This is a genomic window from Sphingomonas sp. Leaf9 (assembly GCF_001421355.1).
In the GTDB taxonomy this organism is placed as follows: domain Bacteria; phylum Pseudomonadota; class Alphaproteobacteria; order Sphingomonadales; family Sphingomonadaceae; genus Sphingomonas.
The window spans coordinates 106,138-124,017 of the sequence record NZ_LMKC01000005.1 but is presented as its reverse complement, the minus strand read 5'-3'; the positions used below and the strand labels follow the sequence as shown (position 1 = coordinate 124,017).

Here is a 17,880-nt window from a genome sequence, read left to right as displayed (position 1 = left end):
ATGGATTTCTCGACCACGATCGACCGGCTGCGACCTTCGCCGTCGACCACGCCGCGCCGACCCCGCGCGCTCCACGATCCGGGGCGCGAGGTGCGTGCCGGCGCGGCGCTGGCCGCGGTGCTGGTGCTGGGGGTGGGCGGCTGGGCCGTCGCCAGCCGGCTCGATGCCGCGGTGGTGGGGCAGGGGGTGATCCGCCTCGCCGATACGCGACAGGTCGTGCAGGCGCCCGCCGCCGGCATCGTCTCCGCGGTGCATGTCGCCAATGGCGCGACGTTGCGCGCCGGACAGCCGGTGATCGATTTCACCACGTCCGACGCGCTGGCGCAGGAACGCGCGCTCGCCGCCCGCGCTTTGGGGCTGCAGGCGGAGGTCGCCCGGCTGGAGGCCGACCTGCGCGGCGAATCGCGCGTGCCCGCGCCCGCCGCCTTCGCGGCCTTGCAGGGCGACGACCGGACCCAGGCGGCGGCGGCACTGGCCGCGCAACAGGCGCAGCTGAACGCCGAACGCGCGCTGCAACGCTCCGAAGCCGGCGTGATGGCCGACCGTTCGCGCCAGATCGCGCACCAGATCGATGGCGTCGGCGAACGCCTCGCCTCGCTGCGTGAGCAGGAAGCGCTCAGCCGCGACGAGCTGTCGGGATATCAGCGGTTGTACGAAAAGGGGCTGTCGACCCGCACCCGGCTGCTGGCGCTGCAGCGCTCGGTCGCCGATCTGGGTGGCGCGGCGGGCAGCAGCCGTGCCGACATTGCCCGGTTGCGGACCCAGGTGGGGGAGACGCGATTGCAGTTGCAGCAGATGCGCAACGAACGCATGGCCGCCGCCGCCGACCGGCTGCGCCTTGCCCGCACCGAACTCGACACCGTGTTGCCGGGCTGGCGTGCGGCACGGGCCGAATTGCAGCGGATGACGGTGCATGCACCGATCGCCGGCACCGTATCCGCCACCCATCTGCCGGTCCCCGGATCGGTGGTCGCCGCGGGTGCCTCGCTGTTCGAGATCGTACCCGACGCGCGTGTCATGGCGGTCGAGATGCGCGTACCGATCAACGAAGCCGCCGACCTGCGCACGGGACAGGCCGCACGGGTCCGCATGGTCGGGCCGGGGATGCAGACGCTGCCGCCGCTCGACGCGGTGGTCGCGCGGGTGTCGGCCGACAGCGTGCAGGACGATCGCACCGGTGCCTCCTATTATGTCGCGACGGTGCGGGTGTCGCCGGCGGCGGCGCAGGCGGCGGTACGATCGGGCAATTTCGCGGGCGGGGTTCGCGCCGGCATGCCGGTCGAGGTGATGATCCCCACCCAGTCGCGCAGCGCGCTGGACTTCGTACTGGGGCCGCTGCTCTCGCGCAGCGGGGGCATGTTCACCCAGCGCTGATCCGCCCGCCCCGGAACGCGAAAACGCCGCCCGCTCCCTGTCGGAGCGGGCGGCGTTTTTGTTTGTCCAACGGTGCCTTGGCGGCGCTCAATAGGTGTTCTTGTGAACCAGCACCTTCAGCGTCATGACGACGATGGTCAGGTCGAGCCAGAACGACCATTTCGAGATATATTCCAGATCGGCCTGCAACCGCCCGGTCAAATCCTCTTCCTGATGCGTCGCACCGCGGAAGCCGCGAACCTGCGCCAGGCCGGTGATGCCGGGCTTCAGCGCGTGGCGGTGCCAGTAGCGCTCGTCGATGTCCCAGAACAGCCGCTCGCCCGCCAGCGAGCCGAGCGCGTGCGGGCGCGGGCCGACGATGCTCATCTGCCCCAGCAGCACGTTGAACAGCTGGGGTAGTTCATCGATGCTGGTGCGGCGGATGAAATAGCCGACGCGGGTGATACGGTCGTCGTCGCGCCGGGTCGACTGGCTGCCGCTGGCGTCGCTCATGTCGGTGCGCATGCTGCGGAACTTCAGGATGTTGAAGAACGCATTGCCCTGACCCACCCGGCGCTGGCGGAACAGCACCGGCCCCCGGCTGTCGAGCTTGATCGCCAGCGCGACCATCAGCAGCGCAGGTGCCAGCAGGATCAGGACCGGGATGCAGAACATCAGGTCGAACGCCCGCTTGGCGATCGCCTTGCGCAGCTGCAGCGGGCCGACCGACACCAGCAGCGTCGGCGACCGTTCCAGCTTCGACACGCCCAGCGCGCCGAACTGGTCGACTTCCTGCGCGATGATCTCGCCGCGGACATTGGCGCCCTTCAGCATCATCGCCCATGCCTTGCGCTCTTCGAACGGGCAGGCGATGACCACGCGCTCGCACCCGCCGATCAGGTTGCTGAACATGTTCAGCATCGCCGGATCGCGCAGATCGGGGCGCAGGCCCACCGTGTCGGTGTCGAAATGGCGGAACCCGTCAGGGATTTTTGCGGGAACGCGGTCGCGGATCAGCAGCTGATAGACCAGCTTGGAGCGCAGGCGCAGCTGGACATAGGCGGCCAGGATCTGGCGGAACACGATCAGCAGGATCGACCCGGAAAACATGGTGATGAGCAGCTGCAACCGCGACAGGTCGCGATCCATGCGAAAGAAATAGGCGATCAGGAAGAAGGTCGCGTAGGTGAACAGCAGCGACCGGATCGCCGGGCCGGTCTCTACGGCCAGCCGGTCGTTAATGCCGACCGAAAAGGCGCCGGCGTTAAATGCGATCACCGAATACATCGCGGCGGCGACGATGAACATCGGCACATATTGCGCCTCGGGCCGCATCAGCAGCGCGGGCAGCGCGAATCCGATGCCGATCGCGGCGACATCGACCAGCAGCATGACGATGTACAGCCGGACGCGCACCGAATGCGGCTGCCCCCAGAACGCCGTAAAGCTCCGTTCGTCCGTCCCAGCAGGATTGACCAATCGCGCGTCCATGTTGTCAGAGGCTTCCCTTGTCGGTGCCGGTGTGACCGGTCGAACCTTTTCGTGCTGCTACCCGATAGCCACAGCGTTCCGCAACTGCGAACATAATATTCGCCGTGATCCGACATTAATGTCCGACGACCCGATGCCTGATTCCAAGAATCGGACGTTAACCATTTGATAACCACGACTGGGGCACAAGCAGGCGGCACGATCGACCTGACACCTGCATTTTTGCCGACCGGGAATCGCTTCGCGACAACCCTTTCGTAAGCACTTCGCCTTACATCTTGGCAGGTCAGCCAATTTGGGGAACGTCGTGCCGCAACCCGCCCAGTCCGTTACCGCGTCCGCCAGCGATCGTCGCATCGACGAACGCGTCGGGATTCAGCGCTCCGCCGTATTGCGGATCGACGCACACACCTCGATCCCAGTTACGCTTGTCGATCTGACCCGCGACGGGTGTCTGATCGAAAGCGACGTGGTGCTCACCGCCGACCAGCGCGTCGAGCTGGGCCTTGCCGGGATCGGCGCGGTCACCGCGCGGGTCGTGCGCTCCAGCACGGTCGGCTATGGCTGCGAATTCATCGAACGCCTGCCACCCGGCGCGGTCACCAGTGCCAGCCAGGGCAATGTCGTCCGGTTGCAGGGCATGGCCGTGGGTACGCAGGCATCGTCGAGCCACGGCAGGAAGCTGTCGCCGCGGCAACAGGTCGCGGCGGCGGTCGGCGTCGGGATCGGCGGCTGGGTCGTCCTCGGCGCGGTGGCGGCGCTGCTGCTGCGCTGACGGGCGTTGCATCCTGCCCATGGGACGGGCAATCGATCGCCTTCGCCTCTGGGATTTGATGCTGCATGAACGGACCCGTCCTCATTACCGGTGCGGCCGGCTTTGTCGGTCATGCCACCGCCCACCGGTTGCTCGACCGGGGGGAACGGGTCGTCGGCATCGACATCGTCAACGATTATTATGATCCGGCACTGAAACAGGCGCGGCTGGCCACGCTGACCGCGCGCGACGGCTTTCGCTTTCACCAGGGCGATATCGTCGAGCCGGGGCTGATCGCGCAGCTGATCGCCGACCACGGCATCGTGCGCGTCGTCCATCTCGCGGCGCAGGCCGGGGTGCGGCACAGCATCGACAATCCCTTTGCCTATCAGCACGCGAACCTGGCCGGGCATCTGGCGGTGCTGGAGGCGTGTCGCCATGCGCCCGGCTTCGTCCACCTCGTCTATGCCTCGTCCAGCTCGGTCTATGGCGAGCGGGAGATGGGCGAGCGCGGCTTTTCCGAAGACGACGCGGCGGTCGCGCCGGTATCGCTCTATGCCGCGACGAAGCGGTCGTGCGAGCTGATGAGCATCGCCTATGCGAAACTCTACCGCTTTCCCCAGACGGGGCTGCGCTTCTTCACCGTCTATGGCCCGTGGGGCCGGCCCGACATGGCCTATTTCTCGTTCACCGACCGCATCCTGCGCGGGGAACCGATCGAGGTGTTCAACGAAGGCCGCATGGCGCGCGACTTCACCTATATCGACGATATCGTCGACGGGGTGGTCGGCGCGCTGGACCATGCGCCCGATGCCGGGCAGCACCGGTTGCTCAACATCGGCGACAGCCATCCGGTATCGCTGATGGAAATGATCGCGACGCTCGAATCCGCGCTGGGCCGCGAGGCAATCAAGCAGATGCGCCCGATGCAGCCCGGCGACGTCCCCGTGACCTTCGCCGACGTATCGCGGCTCCACGCGCTGACCGGATACCGGCCGAAGGTGATGCTGGCCGAGGGGCTGGCGCGTTTCGTCGCGTGGTATCGCGACTATTACCGCACCGGCTGATCCGCCAGCGCGGCCAGCGCGATATCGGCATAGATATCGACCAGCGCGGTCAGATCATCGACAGCCACCGCCTCGTCGATCTTGTGCATCGTCGCGTTCAGCAGCCCGAATTCGACCGTCGGGCACAGCCGCGACAGGAACCGCGCATCCGACGTGCCGCCGGTCGTCGACAATTCGGGCGTCAGCCCGGTGTGCCGCCCGATCGCTGCCGAGACCAGCGCGGAAAACGCGCCCGGCTGGGTCAGGAACGCCTCACCCGAAATCCGCCCCTCGACCCGCGCCTCGGGCGCATGGGCGTGGACGATCGCGGTGATGCGTTCGACCAGATCGGCGCCGCGATGTTCGTCGTTGAACCGGATCGACAGGCGCGCGGCGGCATGGCCGGGGATGACGTTGGTCGCCGGATTGCCGACGGAGATGTCGGTCACCTCGATATTCGACGGCTGGAACCACGCATTGCCGGTGTCCAGCACGACCGCCTCGATCGCCGCCAATGCCGCGACCAGCTTCGGGATCGGATTGTCGGCGAGGTGGGGATAGGCGACATGCCCCTGTCGCCCCGGCACGTCGATCCAGATATTGACCGATCCCCGCCGCCCGATCTTCACCATGTCGCCCAGCCGCTGCTGCGAGGTCGGCTCGCCCACCAGGCACAGGTCGGGCGCGATGCCGCGTGCCGCCATCCGATCGATCAGCGCACGGGTGCCATGGATCGCCGGCCCTTCCTCATCGCCGGTGATGATGAGGCTGATCGTCCCGGCATCGGCCGGCACCCGCCCGGCGGCAGCGACGAAGGCGGCGACTGCGCCCTTCATGTCGACCGCGCCGCGCCCGAACAGCAATCCATCGCGCCGTTCGGGAGCGAAGGGCGGGCTGGTCCAGCCGGGGCCGGGGGCGACCACGTCGACATGGCCGGCAAAGGCGACATGCCGCCCGCCGTTCCCGCGCACCGCCAGCAGGTTTTCGACCGGGCCGTCGGGTGCCTCGCCCACCACGAACCGGTCGACCGCGAAGCCCAGCGGCACCAGCGCCGCCTCCAGCACGTCGAATACCGTGCCCGTCGCCGGGGTCACGCTGTCGCACGCGATCAATCGTGCCGCCAGATCCACGACATCCACCACCGGCATCGATCCTTCTTTCGCGCTGTGCATCGGCGCGCTGTACCGCAATTGCGAAAAATGGCTACTGTCGCCCACGACATGATGGGGTAGAGGCAGAGCGATGTTGCGTGTCCTGCTGGTCTGTCTTGCCGTGCTGCTGCTGGTCCCGAGCTGGGCGGGCAGCGAACGGCTTCCGCTGTATCGCGGCGCGCCGGTCATCCACAGCAGGCCGGTCGCGCTGTTCCCCGACGATCCGAAACGGGTGAAGAACGGCGTCCTGACCTATCTCGGCGGGGTCGAACTGCATGCATCGGACCCGGCGTTCGGCGGTTTTTCGGCGCTGCATGTCGATGGCGATCGCTTTACCTTGTTGTCGGATGGCGGATCGCTGGTGCGCTTTCGCATGGGGGCCGACTGGCAGGTCCGCGATCCGCGGGTAACCGAACTGGCCGGTCCCGGCACCGGTTGGGAAAAGCGCGACCGCGATACCGAATCGCTAGCGATTCTGCCGAACGGCGACATGCTGGTCGGCTATGAACGGCATAACCAGGTCTGGCGGTTCGACCGCACCCTGCGCCCCGTCGCCCATGCCGCCCCGCCGCTGATGAAGCGATGGTCGGACAATAGCGGGGCCGAGGCGATGGCGCTGATGCCCGACAAATCGGTCGTGGTGATGAGCGAGGCGTATCTGTCGCCGGGCAAATGGGGCTTCGTCGCGCTGCGCTTTCATGGTGGCGATCCGACCGTGGCCGGCGCACGGCCCAGCGTCTTCCACTATTACCCGCCGCTGCACTATGCCGTGTCGGACGCGGCGGCGCTGCCCGACGGGCGGCTGCTGGTGCTGACCCGCAGCGCCAATATCCACGACTTCTTCATCGTGCAGCTGCAGGTCGCCGAAATCCGCAACCTGAAACCGGGGGAGGGCGTGAAGGGCAAGACCGTCGCGATCTTCAAGGGCCCCGTCCTCCACGACAATTTCGAAGGGATCGCGCTGACGCGTGAAGGCGGCCGCATGATCCTGTGGATGGTGTCCGACGACAACCAGTCGATGTTCCAGCGGACCTACCTGCTGAAATTCGCTTTGGCGTATTGAGCGTCCACACTGGCGCGAACCGGCGCGCGAACCTATGCTGTGCTGCAGCAAGGGTTGCCGCACGGGGGTGCGGGGGGCTAACGGGCGCATGGCGGCCGCGTGCGGCATAGCGGGGATGGTTCGAATGAAGATTGCGGTTTTTGGCCTGGGCTATGTCGGCATGTCCAACGCCGTCCTGCTGGCACAGCATAACGACGTCGTGGCCGTCGACATTTCGGAAGACCGCGTTGCGCTGGTCAATGATCGCAAGTCACCGATCGTCGATGCCGAGCTGGAACGCTTCCTGGCCGAGCGCGCGCTCAACCTGACCGCGACGACCGATGCGGCGCAGGCACTGACCGGCGCGGACTATGTGATCGTCGCCACCCCGACCAATTACGATGTCGAAACCGACAAGTTCAATACCGGCTCGGTCGAGGCGGTCATCAAGCAGGCAGCGGCCGCCGCCCCGCAGGCGACGATCATCGTCAAGTCGACCATCCCCGTCGGCTTCGTCGACGATGTGCGTCAGCGGCTGAACGCGCCGAACGTGGTCTTCAGCCCCGAATTCCTGCGCGAAGGCCGCGCGCTGTACGACAATCTTCACCCGTCGCGGATTATCGTCGGCGAACGTTCAGACCGCGCGCGCATCTTTGCCGACCTGCTGCTGCAGGGTGCGGAAAAGAAGGATGTGGCCGTCCTGTTCACCGATTCGCGGGAAGCGGAGGCGATCAAGCTGTTCGCCAACACCTATCTCGCGATGCGCGTCGCGTTCTTCAACGAACTCGACAGCTACGCCATCGCCGGCGGCATGGACACGAAGCAGATCATCGAAGGCGTCGGCCTCGATCCGCGCGTCGGCATGCACTATAACAACCCCAGCTTCGGCTATGGCGGCTATTGCCTGCCCAAGGACACGAAGCAGTTGCTGGCGAACTATTCCGAAGTGCCGCAGAACCTGATCCGCGCGATCGTCGATGCGAACCGCACCCGCAAGGATTTCCTGGCCGACCAGATCATCGCCCGCCGCCCGAAGCGCGTCGGCGTCTATCGCCTGACGATGAAGGCCGGATCGGACAATTTCCGCCAGTCGTCGATCCAGGGGATCATGAAGCGGGTGAAGGCCAAGGGGATCGAGGTCGTCGTGTACGAACCCTCGCTGCACGAGGGCAATTTCTTCGGATCGCGCGTGGTCAAGGATCTGGGCGCGTTCAAGGCCGAGTGCGACGTCATCATCGCCAACCGCGCCGCCCCCGAACTGGGCGATATCGGCGACAAGCTGTTCACGCGGGATATCTTCGGGTCGGATTGATCCGGGGCAGGGGCGCAATCTCCTCCCCGGTACGGGGAGGGGGGCAGCGAAGCTGATGGCGGGGTCGCGCCCCGCTACGCAATCGCGACGGGAATCCGGTCGTTGCGGCTGGCGGCATGATGCCGCACCTTCGGACCATTGCCATGCACATCCACTATGCGTCCACCCGCGCGGAGGTGTGGCGCTATTACTGGCGGTTGTGGCGGCAACGGCTGTGGAAGGCGCACCTCGCCGTCTTCGTGGTGCTGGCAACGCTGGTCTTTGCGCATCTGTCGGAGCGCGACTGGCCCATAGCGGCTGGCCTGACGGCCGCCGTGCTGGCCGCCTGCATCCCGCTGGTCTGCTTCATCCTGTACCCGATGCTGCGCTTCAACCCGGAAGTCCGCGCACTTTCGGCGACGGTAGACGGGCTCCAGACCTCGATCGGCCGGCGGCACGCCGCAATCCCGTGGTGCGACATTGCGGCGATCGAATCGGTCGACGGGACGTTCGTGATCCGGCGTTCGGATTTCAACGGGCTGATCGTGCCCGCCCGCGCGTTCGCGAGCGACGAGGCGCAGCTGGCGTTCGAGCGATTCGTGCGTGCACAGGTCGACGCGGCGCACGGCGGTTGAGCCGCTCCTTGTTGTCCTGTGCCGCTGTCACCGACCGAGGCCGCGGCGGCCTCGATTGCCCGCGTCGATACCGACCGCTAGGCTGGCGGGGTAGGACAAGGAGGCACTGGATGATGCGGCAACGACTCGAACGCTGGGGTAACACTGCGCTGGTGCTGGCCGGTATCTGCACCGCGTTCGAATATGGTCCGCGCGCGGCCTATGCGGTCGGCCTGTGGGTCGGGTCGCACTGACGACCCTGCCGGCGCCGATCCTGCGCACCTTGGTCGGGGAGGTCTGGCGCGAGCGGCCCGCCACTCCCGATGGAAAAAAGCCGTCAGGCACTGCCCACGACAAAACCCGCCGGGTCGCTATGCAGCGCCCCGGCGGGTCTGTCTTGTAACCGGCGTGACCGAATCAGGCGGCTGCGGCGGTTGCCGCGGCGGCCTTCTTCTTCACGTCGCGCTTCAGGCGGCGGGCACGCAGCGACAGATCGTCGTCGCTGGTCTTCAGCAGCCAGTTGTCGAGGCCGCCGACATGCTCGACCGAACGCAGGCCGTGGGTCGACACGCGCAGACGGATCGAGCGCTCCAGCGCTTCCGACATCAGCGTGACGTTCTGCAGGTTCGGCAGAAACGTGCGCTTGGTCTTGTTGTTGGCGTGGGAAACATTGTGACCCACCTGCCGGCCCTTGCCGGTCAGCTCGCAGATGCGCGACATGATATGATCCTGATTCTGTGTCGGGACACATGCCCCGGAAAGACGGCGCGGATAGCGTCGAACGGCGTCCGCGTCAACCACAAGGGCACGCGTGCAACCCGTGCCGCCACGACTGCGTTGTTACGGCAACGATTCAGACGATGACAAGATCGGGAGACGGTAGATGCGCGGATTTCTGGGGCTGCTGGGCGTGGTCGTGCTGATCGTCGCGGGGCTGATGGCGTTCAATTTCATCAACATCGACCAGACGCAGCGCGCCGCGCTGCCGCAGGTGAAGCTCGAGGGCGGACAGGCGCCCAAGTTCGACGTCGAGGTCGGCAAGGTCGAGGTCGGCACCGTCAACAAATCGGTCGAGGTACCGGCGATCAAGGTCGAAAAGCCCGCCGGGCAGTAAGAACTGGCTGACGGCGGCGGGTGCTGGCAAAGGGTCGGCATGTTCGATGCCGCCCCGATGCGCCACGCGCTTGCCGCCGCCCGCGCCGCTGCCGACTCGGGCGAGGTGCCGGTTGGCGCGGTCGTGATGCGGCAGGGCCAATTGATCGCGACCGCCGCCAATGCGCCGCGCGCGCTGGCCGATCCGACCGCCCATGCCGAAATCCTGGCGATTCGCGCCGCCGCGCAGGCGCTCGGCCGCGACCGCCTGGAGGATTGCGACCTGTGGGTCACGCTGGAGCCGTGCGCGATGTGCGCCGGTGCGATCGCGCATGCGCGCATCGCCCGGCTATATTATGGCGCACCCGATGCGAAGGGCGGGGCGGTCGAGCATGGCCCGCGCTTCTTCACCCAGCCGACCTGCCACCACCGCCCCGACATCTATCCCGGCATCGCCGAGGCCGAATCGGCAGCGCTGTTGCGCGATTTCTTCGCCGACCGACGCGGAGTTTGACCACGCGATATACGGATCATATATGGTTCGTATATCGAAAGGATGGCGATGGGTATCGTGAAGATCGACGACGCGCTGCACGAGGAAGTGCGGCGGGCGAGCAGGGTGTTGTGCCGCTCGATTAACGCACAGGCCGAATTCTGGATGACGATCGGCATGATCGCCGAGGCCAATCCCGACCTGTCGTTCAACCAGATCGTGCGCAGCCGCCTCGCCGCCGCGCAGGTGCGTGCGGTCGCCGCCTGATATGGTAAAGTCCCCCGCCGAACTCGACCTGATGCGCGTGTCGGGCCGGCTGCTCGCGTCGGTGTTCGAGATGCTCGACCGCCAGCCGCTGGCCAGCATGTCGACGCTCGCGATCAACGATCTGGTCGAACGCTTCATTGTCGAGGACTGCGCGGCGCGCCCGGCAAGCAAGGGGCAGTATGGCTTTGCCTATGTCCTCAACAGCTCGATCAACGACGTCGTATGCCACGGCGTGCCCGAAGCGGCGGCGATCGCGCGGGACGGCGATATCGTGAACCTCGACATCACGCTGGAGAAGGACGGCTTCATCGCCGATTCGTCCAAGACCTATATGGTCGGCAGCGTCTCTCCGCAGGCCCGGCGGCTGGTACAGGCGGCGCAAGGCGCGATGTGGGCCGGCATCGCGCAGGTCCGCCCCGGCGCGCGGCTGGGCGATATCGGCGCGGCGATCGAACGCCATGCGATGAAACACGGCTATAGCGTGGTGCGCGAATATTGCGGCCACGGCATCGGCCGGGAAATGCACGAGGAGCCTTCGGTCCTGAACTTCGGCCGTCCCGGCACCGGCGCGGTGCTGCACGAGGGGATGACCTTCACCATCGAACCGATGGTCAATCAGGGATCGCGCAAGGTTGTGCAGGAGGACGACGACTGGACCGTCGTCACCGCCGATGGAAAACTGTCGGCGCAGTTCGAACACACCGTCGCGGTGACCGCGACCGGGGTAGAGGTGCTGACGCTGCGGTCGGACGAAACGCCGCCGCGCCGCTTTTGATAGGTGGGTGTAACCGCGTAAGAACCGTCACCCCGGCCTTGAGCCGGGGTCCCGCTTCTTTCTCCACCGTCGCAAAAGAAGCGGGACCCCGGATCAAGTCCGGGGTGACGAAGGGGCCAAACTGGTGATGGCTTACCGCAGCTGATCCTGCTCGATCGGCACGATCTTGATCTCGACGCGGCGGTTCTCGGCGCGGCCTTCCTCGGTCTCGTTCGACGCGATCGGCTGGGTCTCGCCGAAACCGCGCGTGCCGATGCGGGCCGACTGCACCCCGCGCGAGGTCAGATAGGTCGCGACCGACGATGCGCGGCGTTCCGACAGCGTCTGGTTATACGCGTCCGATCCGGTCGAATCGGTGTGGCCGTACACGTCGATATAGGTCTGGTTGTAATCGCGCAGCACGTCGGCGACCTGATCCAGCGTCGAGCGGAACTGCGGCTGCACATTGGCGCTGTCATAGGCGAAGGTGATTCCGGCAGGCATGTTCAGCACCAGGTCGTCGCCACGCCGCGTCACTTCGACATCGGTGCCGGCGGTGCGGGCGCGCAGGTCGCGCTCCTGCTTGTCCATATATGCGCCGATCCCTGCACCGGCGAGGCCGCCGATGCCGGCGCCCAGGATCTTTTCGGTCCGGTCGCGCCGGCCACCGACCAGGTCGCCCAGCAGATAGCCGCCGACCGCGCCGCCAATGCCGCCGATCGCCGCGCGCGAGATGCTGCGCTCGCCGGTTTCCGGGTCGGTCACGCAACCGCCGGTCAGCATCGCCGCCGACAGCGCGCCTGCGATCCAGAATTTCGAGCCCTTCGCCATATGCTATTCTCCAACGTATCCGATTTTGTGTCCTGCCCGGAAAAACCGGGCAACGCGCCACTTGTTCCGCAGCCGTTTTGAACGGTTCCTGACGAAGCGGGCGACGTAATCGCACGCCGGCACGCGACTCGCCGGTTGTGCGGGGCGCGGCATTGCGGCATGGATGGGCCAGTTCAATGGAACCTCTCACACCCTTCCCCTGGTTCGACGTCGTCATCATCCTCGCGCTGGTGGCGTTGAACGGCGTGTTCGCCATGTCCGAACTCGCCATTGTTTCTGCGCGCAAGGCACGGCTGGAAGGCCTGGCGAAATCGGGGGGCAGGGGCGCGCAGACCGCGATGCGGCTGGCCGACGATCCCGGCAAGTTCCTGTCGACCGTCCAGATCGGCATCACCCTGATCGGCATCCTGTCGGGTGCCTATTCGGGGGCGAGCCTGGGCGGGCCGGTCGGTGAGCGGCTGGTGCTGCTGGGCCTGCCCGAATCGCTGGCGGCCAATGTCGGCTTTGGCGTGGTCATCGGCGTCACGACCTTTGCCAGCCTCGTGATCGGCGAGCTGGTGCCCAAACAGTTCGCGCTGCGCAGTCCGGAGCCGATCGCGGTGCTGGTCGCGGTGCCGATGCTGTGGCTGTCGTACATCACCGCGCCGTTCGTGTGGCTGCTCGACACCACCTCGTCGCTGATCTTCAAGCTGCTGGGCATGAACCGCGAATCGGAAAACCGGGTGACGGCGGAGGAACTGCACCTGCTGGTCGCCGAAGCCAGCAAGTCGGGCGTGATCGAGGAGCATGAGCGCTCGATCATCTCGGGCGTCGTCCGCCTGGCCGACCGGCCGGTGCGCGAGGTGATGACGCCGCGTACCGAGGTCGAATGGCTCGACGTGACGCTCGACGAAGCCGGTATCCGCGCGGCGATGGCGACCACGCCGCACACCCGCCTGCCGGTCGCCGAAGGATCGGTCGATGCGGTGATCGGCGTGGTGCAGGCGCGCGATATCGTCGCGGCGATCTGTCGCGGCGAACCGCTCGACCTGCGCACCCTGCTGCACGAAGCGCCGGTGCTGCCCGATCAGGTCGACGCGATGGACGCGCTGCAGGCGATCCGCCGTGCCGATGTGCCGATGGGCCTCGTTCATGACGAATATGGCCATTTCGAAGGGCTGGTGACGCCCGCCGACCTGCTGCGCGCCATCGCTGGCGACTTCGCCTCGGATGCGGAAGAGGGCGATCACCCACTGATCGTCCGGCGCGAGGATGGGTCGCTGCTGGTATCGGGACAGACGCCTGCCGACCAGCTGGCCGAGCGCATCGGCATCGACCTGCCCGAGGACCGCGACTACGCGACCGTCGCCGGCCTCGCGCTGGCGGTGCTCAAGCACCTGCCGACCGAGGGCGAGTATTTCACCGAACAGGGCTGGCGCTTCGAAATCGTCGACATGGACGGGCGCAAGATCGACAAGCTGCTGGTGCAGTCGGTTGGATAGGGACTGCCATGTTTTCTCGTGTACCTAAAACATGGGTTGAATTTTAACGATTGGCGGAGTATATCCTGCCTTGGTCGCGGAAAGCTAAGCCGTGGCCGATTCCGGAGCCCGCGCCTTGTTGCGCGGGCTTCCGCGATTCTGTAGCTTGTGGTATGCAGATCGCCTTTCTCGACGAATTTGGCCATTGCGGGCCGTATGTCTCTCGCACAGACCCGAAATATAACACTAGTCCGGTTTTCGGATTAGCGGGCTATGTCATGCCCGCGGCCAACGTTCGTCACTTCGCCACGTTCTTTTATCAGCTGAAACAGTTCATGCTTGCGGCTGATATCAAGGCTGCGGGCGTGCATCCTGCGACGTGGGAAAAGAAGGGCGCCAAGCTCCTGACAACAAAAAACATCAGAAAATATCCGCACGTCAGAGAAGGCGTCAACCGCCTTTTGAACGAGCTGTACAAGTGCAACGGGCGGATAATATATTACGGCCGTGAGAAATATAAATCGCCAGAAGAGTCAAACTCTGGAGGGCTTTACAATACGGTGATGGGGCACTCGATCCGGGCAATCGATCGGTACTGCGGTCTCAGTAATTCCCCGTTTTTGATGATCCTGGATCAGCATTCCAGCCGGATCAAATTGCTTGAAGCTGCCAGCAAAACAATGTTCGGCTCGGAGCCGGCGCGCTACTTGCTGGAGCCTCCTTTCGAGGTCGAAAGCCACCTGTATCAGACGGTTCAAGCAGCGGATTGGATCGCTACGCTCGTCGGTCGCATCGAGGCACGTCGAGCGAAACCCGACGAATATGAAGCGTGGGAATGGGCGGAAAGGCTCTTCGGGAATAAAATTGATGCCCTTGCCACACATTCCCGTATGTGGCGGCCGAGCCGAGCGATCTAAGTAACACCTCCCTACAGCTTCCCGAACGTCGCCTCGAACCCCGCCACATCGCCCGCCGCCAGGAATCGCGCCTGTTCGACCCAGCGGTCCTTGGCCATACGTGGCGCGAACATGGCCAGTTGCGCGGCGACCGCTTCGGCCCGTGCCGCATCCAGCGTCGCCAGCGTTGCGATATCCGGCACGCCCTGTTCGACCAGCATCGCCGCGACCTTCGGCCCCAGCCCCTTCAGGCGGGTGAGATCGGTCGCGCCCGCCGCCGGGGCAGCGGGGGCAGGGGGCGTCGTTACCGCGACCGGAACCGGCGCCACGATCGGCTCCGCCACCGGTTCGACCGGCGCGGCAGGGGCGGGGGCGGGACTCGCGACCGGCTCGACCCGTGCAGGCGGCGGTGCCGCCACCCGTTCGACGGGGGCGGGCGTGGGCGCTGCCGGCGCCACCGGACGGGGGCTTTCGACCGCCGCCGGTTCCTCGACCGGGGTGTCACCCCGCTCCAGATGCCCGGCATCCTCCAGCTCCCGCACCCCCTGCCGCCGGGCGCGAGCGAGCTTCATGCCATAGGCGATGCCGATGATCGTCACCACCGCCAGCACGGCGATGATGACGAGATTCACCGTCGTCAGCGCGCCCAGGAAACCGGGCGATTGCAGGGGGGAGGTGCTGTCCATCGTCTCAATCCTTCATCGCCGCTTCGCGCGCGACTTCGCGCCAGCCGATGTCGCGGCGGCAGAAGCCCGGAAAGTCGAGCGCATCGACCGCCCGGTACGCCGTGCCTTGCGCAGCGGTCACATCGGCCCCGCGCCCGGTCACGGCCAGCACCCGGCCACCGGCGGTCACAACGCCTGCACCCGCCGATCGGGTTCCCGCATGAAACACGGTCGCGCCGGTCGCCTCCGCCGCGTCGATCCCGCCGATCGGACGCCCGGTCTCCGGCGTGCCCGGATAGCCCGGTGCCGCCATTACCACCGTCAGCGCGGTATCGTCGCTGAACACCGGTGGCTCGACCGTGCTCAGCGTCCCTTGCGCCACCGCCAGCAGCATCGGCAGCAGGTCGCTGTCCAGCCGTGCCATCAGCACCTGACATTCGGGATCGCCGAACCGGGCGTTGTATTCGATCAGCTTCGGCCCGCGATCGGTCAGCATCAGCCCGGCATAGAGCACCCCCGAATAGGGCGTGCCGCGTGCCGCCATCGCCGCCACGGTCGGTGCGACGATCGTGTCGATCGCCAGTTTTTCGAGCGCCGGGGTCAGGACGGGCGCGGGGGAATAGGCCCCCATGCCGCCGGTGTTCGGCCCGGTATCGCCATCGCCGACCCGCTTGTGGTCCTGCGCCGATCCGAACGGCAGCAGCGTGACGCCATCGGTCAGCACGAACAGGCTGGCCTCCTCGCCCGCCAGGAATTCCTCGATCACCGCCTCACCACCGGGCTGTTCGAAGATCGCGGCCAGCGCGCCTTCGGCCTCGGCGCGGTCCATCGCGACCGTCACGCCCTTGCCCGCCGCCAGCCCGTCGGCCTTGATGACCACCGGCAGCGAGAAGGGGGCAAGCGCGGCAATGGCGCTGTCGAGGTCGGTCACGCGGACATAGCCGGCGGTCGGGATATCCGCCTCGCGGCACAGATCCTTGGTATAGCCCTTCGACCCCTCCAGCTGCGCCGCCGCAGCCGACGGGCCGAACGTCGCGATTCCCGCGGCGCGCAGGTCATCGGCCAATCCTGCGACCAGCGGGGCTTCCGGCCCGACCACCACCAGCTTGACCGCGTGTTCGGCGCAGAAGCGCACCACTGCGGCGTGATCGGTCACCTCCAGCGGCACCAGCGTCGCGTGATGGGCGATGCCGGGGTTGCCGGGCGCGGCATAAAGCGTATCGAGGAGCGGCGAGCGCGCCAGCTTCCACGCCAGCGCATGTTCGCGCCCACCCGATCCGATCAACAGGACATTCATGGACGATCGTTTCCCCGATTTTACCTCGAGCCGGCTCGTAGCCGAGCCGCGCGCGAACGACAACGCCGCGCCCGAAAGCGTGAGCGAACTCGCCGGCCGGCTGAAGCGCATGGTCGAGGGGGAGTTCGGCCGCGTCCGCCTGCGCGGCGAGATTTCGGGCTACAAGCGCGCCTCGTCGGGCCATGTCTATCTGGCGCTGAAGGACGATGCCGCGCTGATCGACGGCGTCATGTGGCGCGGATCGGCCGGGCGGCTGGCCTTCACCCCGCAGGACGGCGTCGAGGTGATCGCGACCGGCAAGCTCACCACCTATCCCGGCCGCTCGCGCTACCAGATCGTGATCGACCATCTGGAGCTGGCCGGCGAAGGTGCGCTGATGGCGTTGTTGGAGAAGCTGAAAGCAAGGCTGGCTGGCGAGGGACTGTTCGACGCGGCGAAAAAACGCCCGCTCCCGTTCCTGCCGCGCACCATCGGCATCGTCACTTCGCCGACCGGCGCGGTCATCCGCGACATCCTCCACCGCCTCGCCGATCGCTGCCCGAGCCATGTGCTGGTCTGGCCGGTCAAGGTGCAGGGCGAAGGCGCAGCGGCCGAGATCGCGGCGGCGGTGCGGGGGTTCGGCGCGTTGCCGCAGGACGGGCCGGTGCGTCGCCCCGACCTGCTGATCGTCGCGCGCGGCGGCGGGTCGATCGAGGATTTGTGGTGCTTCAACGAGGAAGTCGTGGTCCGCGCGGTCGCCGCCTCGCCGATCCCGGTCATCTCCGCGGTGGGCCACGAAACCGACACGACGCTCTGCGACCACGCTGCCGATCTCCGCGCGCCGACGCCGACCGCCGCCGCCGAACTGGCCGTGCCGGTGCGCGCCGACCTTGCCCACAGCATCGCCACGCTGGCGCTGCGGACGGAGCGGTGCGCGCGGCGCTATCACGATCGCGGGCGCGAGCAGCTGGCCGCACTGGTCCGCGTCATGCCCCGCCGCGACGCGCTGCTGGGGCCGCAGCGTCAGCGGCTGGACGATGCCGCCGGCCGCCTGTCGCTGGCGCTCGAACGCCGCGTCGCCACTGCCCGGCGCAATCTCGACCGCCACGGCCATGCGCTGCGCCCCGCGATGCTGACCCAGCGGCTGGCGCAGGCCCGCGCCCGCTTCGACGGCACCGCCCGCATGCTGGAACAGGTCAACCCCGACAACCTGCTGCAAAAGGGGTATGTCCGCGTCGTCGCCAAGACCAACGGCAAGACGGTGGCGACCGCCGCCGATGCCCGTGCCGCCGGCGCGCTCCAGCTCCACTTCCGCGACGGCGTGCTGGACGCGAAGGTTGAGCGTGCCGGGGGCCGCGCCTATGTCGAGCCCACGCAACCCACCCTGCTCTGATCCGGACACCC

Annotated in this window: 20 protein-coding genes; 14 read left to right on the top strand and 6 right to left on the bottom strand. The window is 66.8% G+C overall.

Annotation, left to right across the window (positions count from 1 at the left end; all coding sequences use genetic code 11):
* Positions 1-1,374: an HlyD family type I secretion periplasmic adaptor subunit gene (locus ASE58_RS14320; protein ID WP_055822728.1), complete on the top strand. Its 1,374-nt coding sequence runs from the start codon at positions 1-3 to the stop codon at positions 1,372-1,374.
* Between the two features lie 87 nt (positions 1,375-1,461).
* Here ASE58_RS14320 and ASE58_RS18365 read toward each other — a convergent pair whose 3' ends face one another.
* Complete coding sequence (locus tag ASE58_RS18365) at positions 1,462-2,844, bottom strand: sugar transferase (RefSeq protein ID WP_055762053.1); 1,383 nt, start codon at positions 2,842-2,844, stop codon at positions 1,462-1,464.
* A 307-nt stretch (positions 2,845-3,151) separates the two neighbouring features.
* Between ASE58_RS18365 and ASE58_RS14310 the strand changes: the two genes are divergently transcribed.
* The gene (locus ASE58_RS14310; RefSeq protein ID WP_055822725.1) at positions 3,152-3,619 is read left to right on the top strand and encodes a PilZ domain-containing protein; all 468 of its coding nucleotides are present in this window, start codon (positions 3,152-3,154) and stop codon (positions 3,617-3,619) included.
* A 65-nt stretch (positions 3,620-3,684) separates the two neighbouring features.
* Entirely contained in the window at positions 3,685-4,665 is a 981-nt protein-coding gene (locus tag ASE58_RS14305) for an NAD-dependent epimerase/dehydratase family protein (RefSeq protein ID WP_055822721.1), read from the top strand.
* Here ASE58_RS14305 and dapE read toward each other — a convergent pair.
* Positions 4,650-5,816 carry a succinyl-diaminopimelate desuccinylase gene (gene dapE, locus ASE58_RS14300; RefSeq protein WP_055822718.1) on the bottom strand — a complete coding sequence of 389 codons (1,167 nt, stop codon included), beginning with the start codon at positions 5,814-5,816 and terminating at the stop codon, positions 4,650-4,652. The two genes, ASE58_RS14305 and dapE, sit on opposite strands and share 16 nt — an antisense overlap.
* A gap of 70 nt (positions 5,817-5,886) precedes the next feature.
* Here dapE and ASE58_RS14295 point away from each other — a divergent pair, with 70 nt between their 5' ends.
* The 4 genes from ASE58_RS14295 to ASE58_RS18460 all read left to right on the top strand — a co-directional run bounded on the left by ASE58_RS14295 (position 5,887) and on the right by ASE58_RS18460 (position 8,996).
* On the top strand, positions 5,887-6,858 hold the full coding sequence (locus tag ASE58_RS14295; RefSeq protein ID WP_055822715.1) for an esterase-like activity of phytase family protein: 972 nt from the start codon (positions 5,887-5,889) through the stop codon (positions 6,856-6,858).
* 124 nt (positions 6,859-6,982) lie between these two features.
* Positions 6,983-8,149: a nucleotide sugar dehydrogenase gene (locus ASE58_RS14290; RefSeq protein ID WP_055822714.1), complete on the top strand. Its 1,167-nt coding sequence runs from the start codon at positions 6,983-6,985 to the stop codon at positions 8,147-8,149.
* 116 nt (positions 8,150-8,265) lie between these two features.
* The gene (locus ASE58_RS14285; protein ID WP_156347752.1) at positions 8,266-8,763 is read left to right on the top strand and encodes a YcxB family protein; all 498 of its coding nucleotides are present in this window, start codon (positions 8,266-8,268) and stop codon (positions 8,761-8,763) included.
* A gap of 110 nt (positions 8,764-8,873) precedes the next feature.
* The gene (locus ASE58_RS18460) at positions 8,874-8,996 is read left to right on the top strand and encodes a hypothetical protein (RefSeq protein ID WP_268795076.1); all 123 of its coding nucleotides are present in this window, start codon (positions 8,874-8,876) and stop codon (positions 8,994-8,996) included.
* Positions 8,997-9,159: 163 nt separating this feature from the next.
* On the opposite strand, the gene rpmB is transcribed toward ASE58_RS18460, so the two are convergent.
* Positions 9,160-9,462: a 50S ribosomal protein L28 gene (rpmB, locus tag ASE58_RS14280; protein WP_055762031.1), complete on the bottom strand. Its 303-nt coding sequence runs from the start codon at positions 9,460-9,462 to the stop codon at positions 9,160-9,162.
* Between the two features lie 163 nt (positions 9,463-9,625).
* Between rpmB and ASE58_RS14275 the strand changes: the two genes are divergently transcribed.
* The 4 genes from ASE58_RS14275 to map are packed head-to-tail and all read left to right on the top strand — an operon-like array spanning position 9,626 to position 11,369.
* Positions 9,626-9,856: a hypothetical protein gene (locus tag ASE58_RS14275; RefSeq protein ID WP_055762028.1), complete on the top strand. Its 231-nt coding sequence runs from the start codon at positions 9,626-9,628 to the stop codon at positions 9,854-9,856.
* Between the two features lie 57 nt (positions 9,857-9,913).
* Positions 9,914-10,348 (top strand): nucleoside deaminase, encoded by a 435-nt coding sequence (locus ASE58_RS14270; protein ID WP_055823530.1) that lies wholly within the window; start codon positions 9,914-9,916, stop codon positions 10,346-10,348.
* A 48-nt stretch (positions 10,349-10,396) separates the two neighbouring features.
* A complete protein-coding gene (locus tag ASE58_RS14265; RefSeq protein ID WP_055823527.1) occupies positions 10,397-10,594 on the top strand; it encodes a ParD-like family protein in 198 nt (65 codons plus the stop codon).
* A 1-nt stretch (position 10,595) separates the two neighbouring features.
* Positions 10,596-11,369 carry a type I methionyl aminopeptidase gene (gene map, locus ASE58_RS14260; protein WP_055823524.1) on the top strand — a complete coding sequence of 258 codons (774 nt, stop codon included), beginning with the start codon at positions 10,596-10,598 and terminating at the stop codon, positions 11,367-11,369.
* A 132-nt stretch (positions 11,370-11,501) separates the two neighbouring features.
* Here map and ASE58_RS14255 read toward each other — a convergent pair whose 3' ends face one another.
* On the bottom strand, positions 11,502-12,179 hold the full coding sequence (locus tag ASE58_RS14255; RefSeq protein ID WP_055762025.1) for an OmpA family protein: 678 nt from the start codon (positions 12,177-12,179) through the stop codon (positions 11,502-11,504).
* A 176-nt stretch (positions 12,180-12,355) separates the two neighbouring features.
* Between ASE58_RS14255 and ASE58_RS14250 the strand changes: the two genes are divergently transcribed.
* Positions 12,356-13,660 carry a hemolysin family protein gene (locus ASE58_RS14250; RefSeq protein ID WP_055822708.1) on the top strand — a complete coding sequence of 435 codons (1,305 nt, stop codon included), beginning with the start codon at positions 12,356-12,358 and terminating at the stop codon, positions 13,658-13,660.
* A 152-nt stretch (positions 13,661-13,812) separates the two neighbouring features.
* Positions 13,813-14,556 (top strand): DUF3800 domain-containing protein, encoded by a 744-nt coding sequence (locus ASE58_RS14245; protein ID WP_055822706.1) that lies wholly within the window; start codon positions 13,813-13,815, stop codon positions 14,554-14,556.
* Positions 14,557-14,567: 11 nt separating this feature from the next.
* Here the strand turns inward: ASE58_RS14245 and ASE58_RS14240 are convergent, their stop codons facing one another.
* Together ASE58_RS14240 and purD are read right to left on the bottom strand one after the other, a co-directional pair.
* The gene (locus ASE58_RS14240; protein ID WP_055822703.1) at positions 14,568-15,221 is read right to left on the bottom strand and encodes a hypothetical protein; all 654 of its coding nucleotides are present in this window, start codon (positions 15,219-15,221) and stop codon (positions 14,568-14,570) included.
* Positions 15,222-15,225: 4 nt separating this feature from the next.
* Complete coding sequence (gene purD, locus ASE58_RS14235; protein ID WP_055822701.1) at positions 15,226-16,497, bottom strand: phosphoribosylamine--glycine ligase; 1,272 nt, start codon at positions 16,495-16,497, stop codon at positions 15,226-15,228.
* Here purD and xseA point away from each other — a divergent pair.
* Entirely contained in the window at positions 16,496-17,869 is a 1,374-nt protein-coding gene (gene xseA / locus ASE58_RS14230) for an exodeoxyribonuclease VII large subunit (protein WP_055822698.1), read from the top strand. The two genes, purD and xseA, sit on opposite strands and share 2 nt — an antisense overlap.
* Positions 17,870-17,880 lie beyond the last annotated feature (11 nt).

Excerpts from the sequence above, each read along its gene's own strand:
- purD (WP_055822701.1), bottom strand. The coding sequence starts at position 16,497 with ATGAATGTCCTGTTGATCGGATCGGGTGGGCGCGAACATGCGCTGGCG.
- dapE (WP_055822718.1), bottom strand. The coding sequence starts at position 5,816 with ATGCACAGCGCGAAAGAAGGATCGATGCCGGTGGTGGATGTCGTGGAT.
- ASE58_RS14250 (WP_055822708.1), top strand. The coding sequence starts at position 12,356 with ATGGAACCTCTCACACCCTTCCCCTGGTTCGACGTCGTCATCATCCTC.
- ASE58_RS18460 (WP_268795076.1), top strand. The coding sequence starts at position 8,874 with ATGATGCGGCAACGACTCGAACGCTGGGGTAACACTGCGCTGGTGCTG.
- ASE58_RS18365 (WP_055762053.1), bottom strand. The coding sequence starts at position 2,844 with ATGGACGCGCGATTGGTCAATCCTGCTGGGACGGACGAACGGAGCTTT.
- ASE58_RS14305 (WP_055822721.1), top strand. The coding sequence starts at position 3,685 with ATGAACGGACCCGTCCTCATTACCGGTGCGGCCGGCTTTGTCGGTCAT.
- ASE58_RS14245 (WP_055822706.1), top strand. The coding sequence starts at position 13,813 with ATGCAGATCGCCTTTCTCGACGAATTTGGCCATTGCGGGCCGTATGTC.
- ASE58_RS14240 (WP_055822703.1), bottom strand. The coding sequence starts at position 15,221 with ATGGACAGCACCTCCCCCCTGCAATCGCCCGGTTTCCTGGGCGCGCTG.
- ASE58_RS14270 (WP_055823530.1), top strand. The coding sequence starts at position 9,914 with ATGCGCCACGCGCTTGCCGCCGCCCGCGCCGCTGCCGACTCGGGCGAG.
- ASE58_RS14275 (WP_055762028.1), top strand. The coding sequence starts at position 9,626 with ATGCGCGGATTTCTGGGGCTGCTGGGCGTGGTCGTGCTGATCGTCGCG.
- xseA (WP_055822698.1), top strand. The coding sequence starts at position 16,496 with ATGGACGATCGTTTCCCCGATTTTACCTCGAGCCGGCTCGTAGCCGAG.
- map (WP_055823524.1), top strand. The coding sequence starts at position 10,596 with ATGGTAAAGTCCCCCGCCGAACTCGACCTGATGCGCGTGTCGGGCCGG.
- ASE58_RS14295 (WP_055822715.1), top strand. The coding sequence starts at position 5,887 with ATGTTGCGTGTCCTGCTGGTCTGTCTTGCCGTGCTGCTGCTGGTCCCG.
- ASE58_RS14285 (WP_156347752.1), top strand. The coding sequence starts at position 8,266 with ATGATGCCGCACCTTCGGACCATTGCCATGCACATCCACTATGCGTCC.
- ASE58_RS14255 (WP_055762025.1), bottom strand. The coding sequence starts at position 12,179 with ATGGCGAAGGGCTCGAAATTCTGGATCGCAGGCGCGCTGTCGGCGGCG.
- rpmB (WP_055762031.1), bottom strand. The coding sequence starts at position 9,462 with ATGTCGCGCATCTGCGAGCTGACCGGCAAGGGCCGGCAGGTGGGTCAC.
- ASE58_RS14320 (WP_055822728.1), top strand. The coding sequence starts at position 1 with ATGGATTTCTCGACCACGATCGACCGGCTGCGACCTTCGCCGTCGACC.
- ASE58_RS14265 (WP_055823527.1), top strand. The coding sequence starts at position 10,397 with ATGGGTATCGTGAAGATCGACGACGCGCTGCACGAGGAAGTGCGGCGG.
- ASE58_RS14290 (WP_055822714.1), top strand. The coding sequence starts at position 6,983 with ATGAAGATTGCGGTTTTTGGCCTGGGCTATGTCGGCATGTCCAACGCC.